The sequence below is a fragment of the Kitasatospora sp. NPDC002965 genome, assembly GCF_040611255.1.
Taxonomy (GTDB): domain Bacteria; phylum Actinomycetota; class Actinomycetes; order Streptomycetales; family Streptomycetaceae; genus Kitasatospora.
On sequence record NZ_JBEXNT010000033.1, the window covers coordinates 1 to 14,659 of the forward strand.

The following is a 14,659-nucleotide window of genomic DNA, read 5'->3' on the forward strand; positions in this document are numbered from 1 at the left end:
TTGTCCTCCACGACCTCACGCAACTTGGTCCGTGGCCGTCACCCCCGGGACATGCCATGACCACCGAGACCCGCGTCGCCGTCGCCCCCGCGACCGTGACCGCCCCCGCGACCGCCCCACCCCCGCACGCCGTGACCGCCGGTCGCGCGGCGCCGACCGACGCGCCGCCGCCGACCCGCGACCGGCTCGCCCGCCGGTTCGCCGCGCTCGGGGTCCGGCCGGGCGGCGTCCTGCTCGTACAGGCCTCGCTGCGGGCCCTCGGCCCGGTCGACGGCGGCGCCGCGACCGTCACCGACGCCCTGCTGGACGCCCTCGGCGGACCGTCGCACGGCACCCTCGTCGCCTACACCGCGACCCCGGAGAACTCCTCGACCTCCCGCCTGCACCTGGCCGCCGTGGCCGGACTCACCGAGGCCGAGGCCGCCGCGCACCGGGCCCGGATGCCGCGCTTCGACCCGGCCACCACGCCCTGCTCGCCGACCGTGGGCGCGCTCTCCGAGGAGATCCGGACCCGGCCGGGCGCCCGCCGCAGCGCCCACCCGCAGACCTCCTTCGCCGCGCTGGGCGCCCGGGCCGAGGAGATCGTCCGCCGCCACGACCTCACCTCCCACCTCGGGCCGGACTCCCCGCTCGGCCGGCTGTACGAGCTGGACGCCCGGGTGCTGATGATCGGTGTCCCGATGTCCCGCTTCACCGCCTTCCACCTGGCCGATCTGCGGATGCCCGGCGTCCGGCTGCGCGAGTACCGCTGTTCCGGCCCCGACGGCTGGGTCACCTTCACCGCGCCCGACCTGGACGACCTCCACTTCGCGGAGCTGGGGGCCGAAGTGCTCTCCCGTGCGACGGGGCTGACGGAGCGCCGGATCGGCGGGGCGGACTGCCGGCTGGTCCCGGTGCGCGAGGCCGTCGACCTCGCGGTCGAAGCGCTCCGGGAACTCCGCGGCCGGTAGGCGGGGTGGCACCCGCCGGGGATTCCCGGGCAGCCACCGAGCGCGCCACCGGAAGGCGCCACCGGGCGCGCTACCGGGCGCGCCACCGGAAAGGCCACCGACCGCGCCCGGAGCGCCCGGAGCCCGGAGCGCCCGGAGCCCGGAGCGCCCGGAGCGCCCGGGAGCGGACAGGCCGGCGAGGTGTCAGGGCGACAGGCGGTGCAGGTCGCGCGGGAAGAGGGTGCTGTACCGGATGTTGTCGGACCGGGTGAGCCGGGCGGTCCACCGTTCGAGGCCGAGGGCGAACCCCCCGTGCGGCGGCATCCCGTGGGCGAAGGCGCTGAGGTAGCCCGCGTACGGCTCCGGGGACTCGCCGCGCGCCGCGAGGGCGGCGAGGTAGTCCTCGTGCCGGTGCAGGCGCTGCCCGCCGGTGACGAGCTCCAGGCCCCGGAACACCAGGTCGAAGCTGTTGGAGTACGCGGGCCGTCCCGGCTCCGGGTGGGTGTAGAACGGGCGCTTGCGCATCGGGTAGCCCACCACGAACAGGAACTCGCTGCCGTGCTCGCGCAGCGCCCACGCGCCGAGCTCGCGCTCGTGGGCGGGGGAGAGGTCCGGCTCGTCGGCGCCCAGCATGCGCATGGCCTCCGCGAAGTGGATCTGCGGGATCTCCGCCGGGACCTCCGGGAGGTCCACCGCCAGTGCGCCGACCGCCCCGGCGGCACGCGAGGCCACGGCGGCGACCATCCCGGCGACGGCCTCGCGGACGACGGCCATCACCTCGCGGTGGTCGGCGATGAAGCCCAGCTCGGCGTCCAGGCTGGTGTACTGGGCCAGGTGGCGGGCGGTGTCGTGCGGTTCGGCCCGGAAGACGGGACCGGTCTCGTAGACCCGTTCGAAGACCCCGACCATGGTCTGTTTGAAGAACTGCGGGGACTGCGCGAGGTAGGCCCGCTCGCCGAACCAGTCCAGGGCGAAGACGTTCGCCCCGGACTCGGTGGCCGAGGCGACCACCTTCGGGGTCTGGATCTCGGTGAAGCCGAGGCCGTCCAGCGTCGACCGGAAGCCGGCCACCGAGGCGGCCGAGATCCGGTGGACGGCGCTGAGCCGCGGGTGCCGCAGGGCCACCGGCGCGTGGTCCAGGACGACCGGCAGCGTGGCCGGCACCGTCGGCCGGAACAGGCTGAACGGCGGGGGTTCGGCGAGGCCGGACAGGACCTCGATCTCCGGCGAGGTGAGTTCGACCCCGGCGGGCGCCTGGGAGTTGGCGGTGACCGTCCCCCGAATGCGCAGGACGGTCTCCTCCGGGTAGTCGGCGCCGTTCCCGGCGGTCACGACCTGGGCGAGACCGGAGCGGTCCCGGAGGACGAGGAAGGTGACGGACTTGAGTCCGCGGCGGCGGTGCAGCCAGCCGCTGACTTCGACGGATTCGCCTACGTGGCCGGGTAGTTCCGCAGCCAGGACGCGGGTCGTCGGGTGGATCATCGCAGCCCTCCAGGGGCGTTGCCGTGATCCCTTCGGAGTGCGGGCGAGAAGGGGCAACTCGCGGTGCCACCGCACTTTCGCCGGCACCCCGGAGGGCGCTGGCCTCGTTCTGGCCCGGTGACGGGGGCCGGCCGACGGGGCATTTCCTCCCCGCACTCAGGAGTGTCTTCCCTCCGGGGCGTGAGGCCGCCTTCCCAGCTGCCGGCGGCTCTCTCGGCCCACGGTGACCCGGGGGTACTCGTCTCCGTCCACGTGTTCCGTCGAGGGTAGGTCGGGTCGGCCGCCCCCGGCAACGCGTTTCCCCGGCACGGCGTTTCCCCGGCGCCGACGGCCTCCCGGGCACCGCGGCGCGCCTCCGGGCACCGCGGCGCGTCGCCGGGGTCGTAGGGGGTGGGCGGGGTCGCCGGGGTTCGCCGGAGGTGGTCGGGGGTTGTTCGGCGTCAACGGACGCCGCCGAAGTGCTCCGGCCGCCCGCGCGTGCGAGCGACCGTGCGCCCCCGGTCGTTTCGGTCATGTCAATCCGGGTGGCCCTTCGTGCTATTCCCATGCCCCCCGGGTCGTTCCTACACTGAAGCCCCGCGAACGGGGACGCGAGGGGGAGCGGTTGCCGGGGGGCCAGGGGGAGGCGCGTGTGAACGACCATGGCTGGGACGAGGACGCGGCCCGGCCGTACTTCTTCCTCAGTTACGCGCACACCCCGAAGGCGGGCGCGCGCGGCGCCGGCGACCCCAACCACTGGGTCCGCCAGCTCTACCGGGACCTCTGCGAGGCGGTGCTCCAGCTCACGGCCGTGCCCGCCGGCGTGCCGGTCGGCTTCATGGACGAGTCCATGCACCAGGGCGAGCTGTGGGCCGAACGGCTCTCCGAGGAGCTGGCCGCCTGCCGGGTGTTCGTGCCGCTCTACTCGCCGCGCTACTTCAACAGCATCCCGTGCGGCCAGGAGTGGCACTCCTTCACCCGCCGCCCGGTCTACCCGGCGACCATCGACGCCGAGCGGACCAGCGGCATCGTCCCGGTCCTCTGGGCTCCGATGAGCCGCTACAAGCTGCCCAAGGTGGCCGGCGAACTCCAGTTCAACCACGCCAGCTTCGGCCCCGACTACGCCACCGAGGGCCTGTACGCCCTGATGAAGCTCAGCTACTTCCGTTCCGCGTACGAGCTGGCCGTGCACCGGCTGGCCGCGCGGATCGTCGAGGTGGCGGAGGAGACGGTCATCCCGGTCGGGCGACCGCTCGACTTCAACGCCCAGCCAAGCGCCTTCGACGTCGCCGCGCCGACCAAACGCCTGCGGATCTCCGTCCTCTCGTACCACCGGAGCGAGGTGCCGGCCGACCGCAACCCGGACTACTACGGCACCCGCCGCACCGACTGGCACCCCTACCGGCCGGTCGCCAACCGCCCGCTCGCCGAGCACGCGGTGCGCCTGGCCCGGCAGCTGGGGTTCCAGCCGACCGTGCACGAGTTCGACGAGGAGGCCGAGGCACTGCTCGGGGGCGGCGAGCCCACCGCCCCCGGACTGCTGCTGCTCGACCGCTGGGCCCTCTGCGACGAGCAGCGCCGCGAGCTGGTCCGGCGGTTCGACCGGTCGGACTCGGCCTGGGTGAGCGTGCTGGAACCCTGGAACGCGGACGACCCCGACTGCGTCGAACACCACCGCGACATGGCGGACCTCGCCGACCAGGTCCTGCGGTTGACCCACCGGGCGGCGCGCCCCAGCTTCCTCGGCGTGCTCGGCGGTACTCCCGGGCTGGCCAGCCTGGAGGAGTTCGACGACGCGCTGCCCAGAGCCGCGATGAAGGCCAAGTACGCCTTCGAGGGCCGGACGAGGACCGAACCGGACGAGCCGCCTACCCCCCGCCCGAGCCTGCGCGGCGCGTTCCGGCCGCAGGGCGGACGGGCCGGCCCGGACCGGTACGGCGGGGACCCCTTCGGACCGGACGAGCCCTTCGGTGACGACGACCACCCAGCACGCCAGAGAGGCGACCGCCCGGACGACGGGACGCCCGGGGGAGGAACCACATGAGCGAGGACCGCACCAGGAACCTCCGCATCGGAGGGCTCACCGCCGAGGCGCTCGCCGCCCAGCGCGAGGCGGAGCGCGACCGGCACGGCCGGATCATCACGTTCTACTCGTACAAGGGCGGCACCGGCCGCACCATGGCGCTCGCCAACACCGCCTGGATCCTGGCCGCCAACGGCTTCCGCGTGCTCACCGTGGACTGGGACCTGGAGGCGCCGGGCCTGGCCAAGTTCTTCCACCCCTTCCTCGACCAGGCCGCCCTCGCCGGCACCACCGGGATGATGGACCTGATCGCCGAGTACCGGGAGGAGGCGCTGCGCCCCGTCGAGCACGCCGAGGGCTGGCACCTGGACTTCGCCCGGGTGCACCCGCACGCGCTCTCGCTCTCCTGGCCGCTCTTCCCGCCCGGCGGCAGCCTGGACTTCCTCTCCGCCGGCCAGTTCAACCGGGACTACTCCGAGGCCGTCACCCACCTCGACTGGGACATCTTCTACGACCGTTTCGACGGCGGGCAGTTCTTCGACGCCCTGCGCGCCGACATGAGCAAGCACTACGACTACGTGCTGATCGACTCCCGGACCGGCCTCTCCGACATCGCCGAGATCTGCACCGTCCAGATGCCCGACGACCTGGTGGTCTGCTTCACCCTCAGCGACCAGTCCATCGACGGCGCCTCGCGGATCGCCCAGCACATCCACGACCGCTACCGCGAGCGCGGCATCCGCATCCTGCCGGTGCCGATGCGGATCGACGAGGGCGAGAAGGAGAAGGCCGACGCCGGCCGGGCGCTCGCCCGGATCCGCTTCGACGGCCTCCCCGCCGGCCTCGACGGCGACGAACTCGCCCACTACTGGGGCTCGGTGGAGATCCCGTACCGGCCGTTCTACGCCTACGAGGAGATCCTCGCCACCTTCGGCGACCAGGGCGGCGCCCAGACCTCCATGCTGGCCGCCTGTGAGCGGCTCACCTCGGCGATCACCGAGAGCCGGGTCCGCTCGCTGCCGGCCGTCGACGAGGAGATCCGCCTCCGGTACGTGGACGCCTTCACCCGGCGCCGCCCGTCCGTCCCGGCCGACCTCTACCTCTCGTACGTCCCCGAGGACCGGATGTGGGCGGACTGGATCGAGTCGGTGCTCACCCGGGCCGGCTTCCGGGTGCTGCCCCGCGACCTCAGCGCCGGCGCCGAACCGCGCCAGGACACCGAGCGCGGCATCGACGCCGCCCACCGGACGGTCGCCGTCCTCTCGCCCGCCTACCTGCGCTCGCCGCAGGCCCGCGCGCTCTGGGAGTCGGTGGTCAGCTCCGACCCGTCCGGCACCCGCCGTCAGCTGGTCCCGGTCCGGGTCGGCGACGTCCGGCTCACCGCGCCGTTCTCCAACCGCAACCCCGTCGACCTCGTCGGGCGCGACGAGGCGCAGTCCGTACAGACCCTGCTCCGCGCGCTCGGCCGCGGCGACGTCGCCCTCGCCGAGGCCCCGGCCGGCGGCCCCCGGTTCCCCGGCAGCAAGCCCCAGGTCTGGGACGTCCCGCCCCGCAACCCCTCCTTCACCGGGCGCTCCGCCGTCCTGGAGCAGCTCCGCAACCAGCTGCGCGGCGGCATGGCGGCCGTCCTGCCCACCCCGCAGACCCTCTACGGGCTCGGCGGCGTCGGAAAGACCCAGGTCGCCCTGGAGTACGCACACCGCTTCATGTCCGACTACGACCTGGTCTGGTGGATCGACGCCGAACAGACCGAACTCGTCGCCCCCGCCCTCGCCGACCTCGCCCGCCGACTCGGCCTGCGCGTCGGCGACTCCGTCACCGAAGCCGCCGAAGCCGCCCGAGAGGCGCTGCGCCGCGGGGTGCCCACCTCGCGCTGGCTGCTGATCTTCGACAACGCCGACGAACCCACCGAGATCCGCCGCTTCTTCCCCGGCGGCTCCGGCCACATCCTGGTCACCTCCCGCAACCAGGCCTGGTCCGGCCACGCCGAGGCCCTGGAAGTGGACGTCTTCACCCGCGGCGAGAGCGTCGAACACCTCTGCCGCCGCGCCCGCGGCCTCTCCCGCCCCGACGCCGACCGCGTCGCCGAGGCGGTCGGCGACCTGCCGCTCGCCGTCGAGGTCGCCGCCGCCTGGCTCGACACCACCGGCACCCCGGTCGACACCTACGTCGCCCAGCTCCAGGCCGAAGCGGCCCGCGCCCTCGCCGGCACCCGCCCCGCCGACTACCCCACCCCCGTCGGCGCCACCTGGAACGTCTCCATCGCCCGGCTCCGCGAGCAGTCCCCGGCCGCCGTCCGGCTGCTCCAGCTCTGCGCGTTCTTCGCGCCCGAGCCGATCTCCATGAACCTCTTCTACAGCGACCAGATGATCCGTGCGCTCGTCCAGTACGACGCGGACCTGAGCGACAAGTTCATGCTCGGCAAGGTGATCCAGGCGATCGGCCGGTACGCGCTCGCCAAGGTCGACGCCGGCACCAACAGCTTCCAGGTGCACCGCCTCGTCCAGGCCGTCATCCGTGCCGAGATGACCGACGACGAGCAGGAGGTCGCCGTCCACGAGGTGCACCGCATCCTCACCGGCGCCCGGCCCTCCCTCGGCGACACCGACGACCCGGCCAACTGGCCCGCGTTCGACGAGATCTGGCCCCACCTGTCGCCCTCCAAGGCCCACAACTGCGACGAGGCCGACACCCGCCAGCTCCTCATCGACCGGGTCCGCTACCTGTGGAAGCGCGGCGAGCTCGACCGCGCCCGCGACCTCGGCCACGCCCTCGACGACGAGTGGACCCGCAAGCTCGGCGAGAACGACCGCCAGACCCTGCTGCTCCGCTTCCAGCTCGCCAACGTCCTGCGCTCGCAGGGCAACTACGCCGAGGCCCTCGCCCTGGACGAATCGACCCTGGAGCGCCAGCGGGCCCTGCTCGGCGAGCACCACCCCTACACCCTGATGACGGCGGGCTCCCTCGGCGCCGACCGCCGGGCCCTCGGCCGGTTCCAGGCCGCCCTCGACCTCGACCGCGAAATCCTGGACCAGTTCCGCGAGTTGTTCGGCGACGACAACCCGCGCACGCTCTCGATGGCGAACAACCTCGCCATCGACTACCGCCTCGTCGGCGACAGCGAAGCCGCCCGCGAACTCGACCAGGAGACCCTCGACCGGCGCACCGCGGTGCTCGGGCCGCGCCACCCGTACACCCTCTCCACCAAGTCCAACCTCGCCCGCGACCTGCGGGAACTCGGCGACTACCAGGGCTCGGTGGAACTCCTCCAGGAAGTCACCAACGACCTCGGCGGCGTCCTCGACCCGGACCTCCCGGAGAACCTGCGCAACGCCAAGTCCCTGGCCGTCTCCCTGCGCCGGATCGGGCAGCTGGCCGAGGCCCGCCGGATCACCAAGGAGACCTACGAGCGCTACCTGGAGCGGTACGGCGCCGACGCCCCGGACGCGCTGGCCTGCGCGCTCAACCTGGCCGCCGACCACAGCGCGTCCGGCGACAAGGAGACCGCCCGCGACCTGTGCGCCACCGTCTACGAGGGCCACCGCCGACTGTTCGGCGACGAGCACCCGTTCTCCCTGGCCTGCGCGAACAACCTCGGCATCTACCTGCGCGGCAGCGGCGACGTGCCCGGGGCGATCGCCCGCGGCCTGGCCACCGTGGACGGCCTCACCCGCTCGGTGGGGCCGGACCACCCGTACACCCTGATCGCGATGATCAACCTGGCCAACGCCCACGGCGACGACGGCCGGACCGACCTCGCCGAGGAGCTCGGCCGCGCCGCGTACGAGGGCCTCTGCCGCCGCTACTCGGCGCGCCACCCCGACGCGGTGGCCTGCGAGGCCAACCTGGCCGTCACCCTGCGGGTGGCCGGCCGGCACACCCCGGCCGCCGAACACCGGGCCCGGGCGATCGCCGAGCTGATCCGCCAGTTCGGCGAGGAGCACCCCAACACCGTCGCGGCCCGGGGCTGGAAGCGGATCAACCGCGACCTCGAACCGCAGCCGGTGTGACCGGCCCGGGCGGTGTGCGGGTCGGCCGCACACCGCCCGGGCGCACACCGCTCGGGCCGGCCCTCGCGGAGGCCGGTCGCCGGCGTCGGCCGTCCGCGGTGTGCTCCGGCCCGCCGCGTATGCTTCGGGCCTGATGAACGAGCAGCCTCCGGTCCTGGTCACCCGCCGTCTCGCCCCCGGCGTCGTCGAACGGCTCACCGCGCACCACGCGGCCACCGTGCACGACTCCGAACTACCGCTGCCGCGCGCCGAACTGCTGGCCGCCGTCCGCGGCCGGACGGCCGTGATCACCACCCTCGACGACGTGGTCGACGCCGAACTCCTCGACGCGGCCGGCCCCGGCCTCCGGGTGGTGGCCAACCACGCGGTCGGCCACCACAACATCGACCTCGCCGCCTGCGCCGACCGCGGGGTCCTGGTGACCAACACCCCCGGCGTGCTCACCGCCGCCACCGCCGACATGGCGTGGGCGCTGCTGCTGTCCGCCACCCGCCGGCTCGGCGAGGGCGAGCGCCTGCTGCGCTCCGGCCGGCCGTGGGCCTGGGCCCCCACCTTCATGCTCGGCCTGGAACTCGCCGGCACCCCGCTGGGCATCCTCGGCATGGGCCGGATCGGCCGGGCGGTGGCCCGCCGGGCCCGCGCGTTCGACATGCCCGTCAGCTACCACAACCGCCACCCGCTGCTGCCCGAGCAGGCCGAGGGCGCCGACTGGCTGCCGCTGGACGACCTGCTCGCCGCCTCCACCGTGCTGGTGGTCACCTGCCCGCTCGGCGACGCCACCCGGCACCTGCTGGACGCCCGCCGGCTCGCCCTGCTGCCGCCCGGCGCGGTGGTGGTGGCGATGACCGCCGGAGTCGTCGACGAGGAGGCGCTCGCCGCCGCCCTGGAGTCCGGCGCGCTGTTCGCCGCCGCCGTCGACAACTTCGAGAACGAGCCGGCCGTCCCCGCCGCGCTGCTCGCCCAGGACCGGGCCGTGCTCGCGCCGCACCTCGGCAGCGCCACCGTCCGCACCCGGCAGGCCATGGGCGGCCTCGCGGTCGACAACGTCCTCGCCGTCCTGGCCGGCGACCCTCCGGTGACGCCGGTCGCGCAGGCGACCCCCCGGTGACGCCGGTCACCCGCCGGGAGCCCGGCCCGCCGCCCAGTTGAGAGCCGTGGCCATCACCCGGAACGCGCCGAAGTGGGCGGCACCGGGTTCCAGGAACAGCTCGGAGCCGGGGATGTGGTCGGCCAGCCAGCGGGAGTGGTCGACGGGGGAGAACTGGTCGTCGGCGCCGTGCCAGAGCCAGGTCGGCACCCCGATGTCCCCGACCTGGAAGCCCCAGCCGGCGGTGAAGGCCAGCACGTCGTCGATCCAGCCGTCGGCGCCGTGCCGGAACGCCTCCCGGTAGTTGCTCTGCAGCATCCGCCGCAACCCGGTGTCGGCCACCACCTCCCGGTCGGTGGCCGGCAGTTCGGGCCGCAGCCCCTTGAGCAGGCTGACCGGGTCGGCCCGGATCTGCTGCGAGCGGAAGAGCATGCCGGCGGCGATCCGGTCGTGCCCGCGCTCGGCCTCCCGGTACGCCCGGACGTTGGACGGCGTCATCCCGCCGTACCAGTCCAGACCGGCGGCGTCGCGGGGGGCCAGGCCGACCAGGACGGCGGCCCGGGTGACCCGCTCCGGCAGCAGCGTCGCGCAGGCCAGCGCGTGCGGACCGCCGCCGGAACGGCCGAGCACCGCGAAGGCGTCGATACCGAGATCGTCGGCGATGGTCCGGACGTCCACGGCCGCGGCGGCCACCCGGCGGCCGGGCAGCCGGGTGGAGTCGCCGTACCCGGGCCGGTCGAAGGAGACCAGCCGGACGCCGAGCCGGTACAGCACGGTGCTGCGCGGGTGCGGGCCGACCCGGCTGCCGGGCATGCCGTGGAGCAGGAAGACCGGGCGACCGCGCGGGTCGCCGTGGGTCTCGACCGCGAGTGCGCGGCCGTCCGCCGCCTTGACCATCCGTAGCGCCACGCACGACCTCCTCGGCTCTCGGGGTCCGGCCGGTAGGCCGGCGGCCCCGGTCGGCGGGCCGGCCCGGATCAGGTGGGTTGATCCCCGGGCGGCCCCGGCGGGTCGATCCGGGCGCCGGGCCCGGTCGACCGCCCGTTCAGTGGTCCCGGTCGGTCGTGCCGCGGACCTCGCGGCGGGCCTGCCAGGTGGTGTGCTCGCGGGAGACGGCGTCCTCGGCGTCGCGGGCGAGCCGGGCCCAGAGCTCCTCGGCGTCGGCCGAACCCACGTCCAGCCGGGCGAGCTGGTTGCTGATCAGCTCCAGCTCGTGGGCGGCCAGGCCGTACGCGGCGGCCAGCGGCCGGTACTGGCGCAGCTGCGCCCAGGCGGCGACCGAGGCGGCGACGGCGGAGACGGTACCGAGCGCGTCGTAGGAGAACTCGCCCATCGCCCGCAGCGCCGCCAGCACCAGGCCGAGCAGCGGCAGCACCACACCGAGCACACCGGCCCAGAACCCGGCCCGGGCGCAGTACCGCGCCTTGGACCGGTACCAGTCGTGCTGGACCCGTATCCGCTCGCGCAGGTAGACGTCCCGGCGGACCGCCAGCGGCTGGTCCCGCAGCCCGCGCATCGCCTCGGTGATCTGGGTGTCGGCGGGCCGGGTGCCCAGGCCGGGGCCGACCGCGCGGCTGTCCCGGAAGGCGTTCAGCACCCGGCCCAGCTGGAAGCCGTAGAGGCCCTCGGCGTCCGGCAGGCTGCGCGGCGGCGGCTGGAAGGCGTCGGCCCGGACGGCGAACTTCCAGGCGAGGGTCTTCACCGACTCGGCGGCGGCCCGGCCCTCGTACCAGAGGCCCTGCGGGTTCTGCCGGCTGATCACCACGGCCAGGCAGATCGCCCCGAGGTAGGCCGCGGCCGCGAGCCAGGCCCAGAGGCCGCCGTCGGCGGAGCCGGCCGCGGCGGCGGCGACCAGCAGCACCAGTTCCCAGGCGGAGAGCCGGACGGCCCGCCGCTGCCCCTGCCGGGAGGCCGAGTCGGCGGCCCAGAACAGTTCGGGCAGCAACTCGCGCTCCTGCACCCGGGCCAGCGGCCCCGCACCCGACGCCATGCTCGGCCCCCACCAGTCGCTCCGGTCGCACGCTGTCCTGCCCCGGCGGCCGGGCCGGTACGCCTGCGCGGGTCCCGGCCCGTCCGCTTTGGCCGGGAAACCGCCGGAGTTTGTCCCGTATATCGGTGCTCCCGCGACCGCGCCGGCGCCCGGGAGCCGCATCTCCCGGGCCCGCGCCGGGCCCGCGCGCCGGCCGGGCCGGCGCCCCCGGGCCCGCGAGCGCCGGAGCCCCGACTCAGTAGGTGTAGAAGATCCGGTCCGTGTTGTCGGCCATCTGCTTGGCGTTCCACTCGGTCCCGCCGGGCACGTTGCCGGAGCGGAAGAGCGGCGGGGCGGCGCCGTCGCCGGCCGCCGCGGCGTCGGCCAGCCGGCCCACCGCCGAGGCGACCACGGCCTGCATCAGCGCGCTGGTGACGATGGTGGAGACCGGCCCGAAGGTGGCCTCGGCGCCCGGGTGGGTCAGCTCGCCGTCGCCCACCGCGATCTTGTTGTCCAGGACGACGTCGCAGTGGTCCTTCAGGTAGGTGCCCGACGGGTGCGCCGAGGGGACCTCGCCGGGGTAGGCGAGCGAGGTGAGCCCGATCACCCGCAGGCCCCGGCCGCGGGCGTGCTGCGCCAGCTCGACCGGCATCACCTGGCGGCCGGAGAGCGAGATCACGAAGAGCAGGTCGCCGGCGGTGGCGGGGGTCAGGTCCAGGGTGGTGGTGGCCAGTCCGGAGACCCGCTCCAGCGCGCTGGAGAGCGGTGCGGGCATCACCGTCACCCCGGCCATCCCGGGGACCTCCAGGAGGTTGATGGGAACCAGCCCGCCGGCCCGGTAGACCACGTCCTGGGCCGCCAGCGAGGAGTGGCCGGCGCCGAAGGTGAAGATTCTGCGTCCTTCGGAGATCGCCGCGGCCAGCAGGGCGGCAGCCGCCTCGATGGTGTCCGCCTCCTCCGTCCGGACCCGCTGGAGGTGGGCGATCGCGGCGTCGAAGTACCGGCCGACCAGCTCGCTCATCTGCTGCCTTCGCTCTCTGCCGGTGGGGGAGCCGGCCGGGTGGGGCGGCTCCGGAGGTCCGGGCCGCCGATGGAGAAAGCTACGGCGAGCACCGTGCTGCCTCACCGGGGCCGCTGTCAACAGCCACGAAACCCACGCCCGGGACCCTTGCGCGGGCCCGGTCGTCGGCCCGGTAGGTCAGAATTGGCGGTGAGGACACCGAGGAACGGAGCCAGCGGCGATGTCTGGGCTGATCGACACCACTGAGATGTACCTTCGCACCATCCTGGAACTGGAGGAGGAGGGCATCACCCCGATGCGCGCCCGGATCGCCGAGCGCCTGGAGCAGAGCGGCCCCACCGTGAGCCAGACGGTCGGCCGGATGGAGCGCGACGGACTGCTCCAGGTCGCGGGCGACCGCCACCTCGAACTCACCGAGGAGGGACGACGGCTCGCGGTGCGGGTGATGCGCAAGCACCGCATCGCCGAGTGCCTGCTGGTCGACGTGATCGGGCTGGAGTGGGAGCAGGTGCACGAGGAGGCCTGCCGCTGGGAGCACGTGATGAGCGAGACGGTCGAGCGCAAGGTGCTCGCCATGCTCGGCCACCCCACCCAGTCCCCGTACGGCAACCCGATCCCGGGTCTGGAGGAGCTGGGCGACGCCAAGGCCGAGGGCGAGGGCTTCGACGCCGGGCTCGTCCCGCTCGACTCGGTGAAGCCCGGGGACGACGGCGCCAGCGTGATCGTCCGCCGGATCGGCGAGCCGATCCAGATGGACGGCGACCTCATGCGCACGCTGCGCCGGGCCGGGGTCCGGCCGGGCTCCACGGTGCGGGTCACCGCCGGGGTCGGCGGGGTGCTCGTGGGCTCCGGGGAGAACGCCGCGGAGCTGGGCAAGGAGATCGCCGCGCACGTGTTCGTCGCGCAGCCCTGACGGGGCGCCCCGGCGGGGCGTGCGTCAGCCCGGGCCCTGTCGGCCCCGTCCCGGTTGGTCCGGGACGGCCGACAGGGCCCGGTGCTTTCCCCGAGCACCGGGCCCTGCTGGTCCCTCCCTCACCTGCCCTCCGTGCCACCGGCCTCCCCGAACCCGGCCGGTGACACGGCCCCCGCCTCCCTCCCGTCCCCTCCGTCCCTCCCGCTCCGCCTCGCCCGGCTTCCCCGTCCGAGCGCCCCGTCCTGCGGCCCCTCACAGGTGGATTCCTCCCCTCGGTCGATCATGGCAATCCTTGAGCGTTGTCACTCGTACGAGGGGCTTTCGCCTGTGACCAGCGGGTACACCGAAGCCTTATCCGGACATGCGTATGACGGGCCCCGTCTCCGGTGGGAGACAAGGCCCGTCACTCGCGCGCGGGGTCTCGCGCATCGCGCGCCCTCACCCGATAGGCGTAGGGCGGCCGTTCGGGGGCGACCGGCGGGCGGCTCGGCCGGTCGGCTCAGCGGACCGCCGCCGGCTGGGCCGAGCGGTCCGGGAGCGAGGGCGCCTCGCGGCCGCACGCGTACGCCAGCGGACTGATCAGCTCGGCGGCGTCCGGCAGCCAGCGGTTCAGCGCGGAGGGCGAGCGGGCCCACTGGGCGAACCCGGTCGGGCCGACCCGGGACGGCGGGGCGACCGTCCAGTCCCCCTCGCCGCGGGCCACCAGGTCCAGCCGGCCGGTCGGCCAGCCGAGCTTGCGGAGCATCTCCGGCAGCTTGGCCGCCACGCCCGGCAGGACCAGGAAGTGCAGCCGCCGACCGTACCGCCCCGACGAGGCCGGGGCGACGACCACCGGGCCGAGCTGGAGGCCCATCCGCTCCATCCGGGCCAGCGCCAGGCAGCCCGCCACCTCCGGCACGTCCAGCACGTCGAAGGACCGGCCGGTGGGCAGCAGGATCGACGCCTCCGGCCGCTCCGTCCACCAGCGCCGCACCGCGCCCGGCCCGGCGCTCGCCTTGCGCGCCCAGTCCGAGTCGATCGGGTGGGCGCCGGGCAGCGGGCAGCGCGGGTCCGCGCAGGAGCAGCGGGCCGGGCCGTCACCGTCGATCAGCCAGGCGCCCGGCGCGACCTCCCAGTGACGGTTCTCGGCGTAGCCGACGGCTTCGATGAGCAGCGGGGGCAGTCCGGCGTTGCCGCCCTGGTCGGGGGAGTCGGGGGTGTCTTCCACGGGCTGCTCAACTACCGTGCGTGAGGCTGGTTACGGTCC

Annotated in this window: 10 protein-coding genes; 5 read left to right on the forward strand and 5 right to left on the reverse strand. The window is 74.6% G+C overall.

Annotated elements, in window-relative coordinates:
* Window positions 1-56 precede the first annotated feature (56 nt).
* Window positions 57-950, forward strand: coding sequence for an AAC(3) family N-acetyltransferase (locus tag ABZY91_RS15785; protein WP_355402804.1), 894 nt, complete (start codon window positions 57-59; stop codon window positions 948-950).
* A 183-nt stretch (window positions 951-1,133) separates the two neighbouring features.
* On the opposite strand, the gene aspS is transcribed toward ABZY91_RS15785, so the two are convergent.
* Window positions 1,134-2,411, reverse strand: coding sequence for an aspartate--tRNA(Asn) ligase (aspS, locus tag ABZY91_RS15790; protein WP_355402805.1), 1,278 nt, complete (start codon window positions 2,409-2,411; stop codon window positions 1,134-1,136).
* A gap of 631 nt (window positions 2,412-3,042) precedes the next feature.
* Between aspS and ABZY91_RS15795 the strand changes: the two genes are divergently transcribed.
* The 3 genes from ABZY91_RS15795 to ABZY91_RS15805 all read left to right on the forward strand — a co-directional run bounded on the left by ABZY91_RS15795 (window position 3,043) and on the right by ABZY91_RS15805 (window position 9,531).
* Window positions 3,043-4,434, forward strand: coding sequence for a TIR-like protein FxsC (locus ABZY91_RS15795; RefSeq protein WP_329952951.1), 1,392 nt, complete (start codon window positions 3,043-3,045; stop codon window positions 4,432-4,434).
* Between the two features lie 134 nt (window positions 4,435-4,568).
* Window positions 4,569-8,423, forward strand: coding sequence for an FxSxx-COOH system tetratricopeptide repeat protein (fxsT, locus tag ABZY91_RS15800; RefSeq protein ID WP_329953013.1), 3,855 nt, complete (start codon window positions 4,569-4,571; stop codon window positions 8,421-8,423).
* 133 nt (window positions 8,424-8,556) lie between these two features.
* Window positions 8,557-9,531 carry a D-glycerate dehydrogenase gene (locus tag ABZY91_RS15805; RefSeq protein WP_355402807.1) on the forward strand — a complete coding sequence of 325 codons (975 nt, stop codon included), beginning with the start codon at window positions 8,557-8,559 and terminating at the stop codon, window positions 9,529-9,531.
* 6 nt (window positions 9,532-9,537) lie between these two features.
* Here the strand turns inward: ABZY91_RS15805 and ABZY91_RS15810 are convergent, their stop codons facing one another.
* The 3 genes from ABZY91_RS15810 to ABZY91_RS15820 all read right to left on the reverse strand — a co-directional run bounded on the left by ABZY91_RS15810 (window position 9,538) and on the right by ABZY91_RS15820 (window position 12,500).
* The gene (locus ABZY91_RS15810) at window positions 9,538-10,407 is read right to left on the reverse strand and encodes an alpha/beta hydrolase (RefSeq protein WP_355402852.1); all 870 of its coding nucleotides are present in this window, start codon (window positions 10,405-10,407) and stop codon (window positions 9,538-9,540) included.
* A gap of 148 nt (window positions 10,408-10,555) precedes the next feature.
* Window positions 10,556-11,500, reverse strand: a complete 945-nt coding sequence (locus ABZY91_RS15815) for a DUF4231 domain-containing protein (RefSeq protein WP_329883265.1) — start codon at window positions 11,498-11,500, stop codon at window positions 10,556-10,558.
* 235 nt (window positions 11,501-11,735) lie between these two features.
* On the reverse strand, window positions 11,736-12,500 hold the full coding sequence (locus tag ABZY91_RS15820) for an SIS domain-containing protein (protein ID WP_329952954.1): 765 nt from the start codon (window positions 12,498-12,500) through the stop codon (window positions 11,736-11,738).
* Between the two features lie 220 nt (window positions 12,501-12,720).
* On the opposite strand from ABZY91_RS15820, the gene ABZY91_RS15825 reads away from it, so the two are divergent.
* Window positions 12,721-13,413: a metal-dependent transcriptional regulator gene (locus tag ABZY91_RS15825; RefSeq protein ID WP_329883267.1), complete on the forward strand. Its 693-nt coding sequence runs from the start codon at window positions 12,721-12,723 to the stop codon at window positions 13,411-13,413.
* Between the two features lie 499 nt (window positions 13,414-13,912).
* Here ABZY91_RS15825 and ABZY91_RS15830 read toward each other — a convergent pair whose 3' ends face one another.
* The gene (locus tag ABZY91_RS15830) at window positions 13,913-14,620 is read right to left on the reverse strand and encodes a bifunctional DNA primase/polymerase (protein ID WP_329883268.1); all 708 of its coding nucleotides are present in this window, start codon (window positions 14,618-14,620) and stop codon (window positions 13,913-13,915) included.
* Window positions 14,621-14,659: the final 39 nt, after the last annotated feature.

What these genes read in the sequence shown, in the direction of transcription:
- aspS (WP_355402805.1), bottom strand. Translation starts at nt 2,411, where the DNA reads ATGATCCACCCGACGACCCGCGTCCTGGCTGCGGAACTACCCGGCCAC.
- ABZY91_RS15825 (WP_329883267.1), top strand. Translation starts at nt 12,721, where the DNA reads ATGTCTGGGCTGATCGACACCACTGAGATGTACCTTCGCACCATCCTG.
- ABZY91_RS15815 (WP_329883265.1), bottom strand. Translation starts at nt 11,500, where the DNA reads ATGGCGTCGGGTGCGGGGCCGCTGGCCCGGGTGCAGGAGCGCGAGTTG.
- ABZY91_RS15820 (WP_329952954.1), bottom strand. Translation starts at nt 12,500, where the DNA reads ATGAGCGAGCTGGTCGGCCGGTACTTCGACGCCGCGATCGCCCACCTC.
- ABZY91_RS15785 (WP_355402804.1), top strand. Translation starts at nt 57, where the DNA reads ATGACCACCGAGACCCGCGTCGCCGTCGCCCCCGCGACCGTGACCGCC.
- ABZY91_RS15805 (WP_355402807.1), top strand. Translation starts at nt 8,557, where the DNA reads ATGAACGAGCAGCCTCCGGTCCTGGTCACCCGCCGTCTCGCCCCCGGC.
- fxsT (WP_329953013.1), top strand. Translation starts at nt 4,569, where the DNA reads ATGGCGCTCGCCAACACCGCCTGGATCCTGGCCGCCAACGGCTTCCGC.
- ABZY91_RS15810 (WP_355402852.1), bottom strand. Translation starts at nt 10,407, where the DNA reads ATGGTCAAGGCGGCGGACGGCCGCGCACTCGCGGTCGAGACCCACGGC.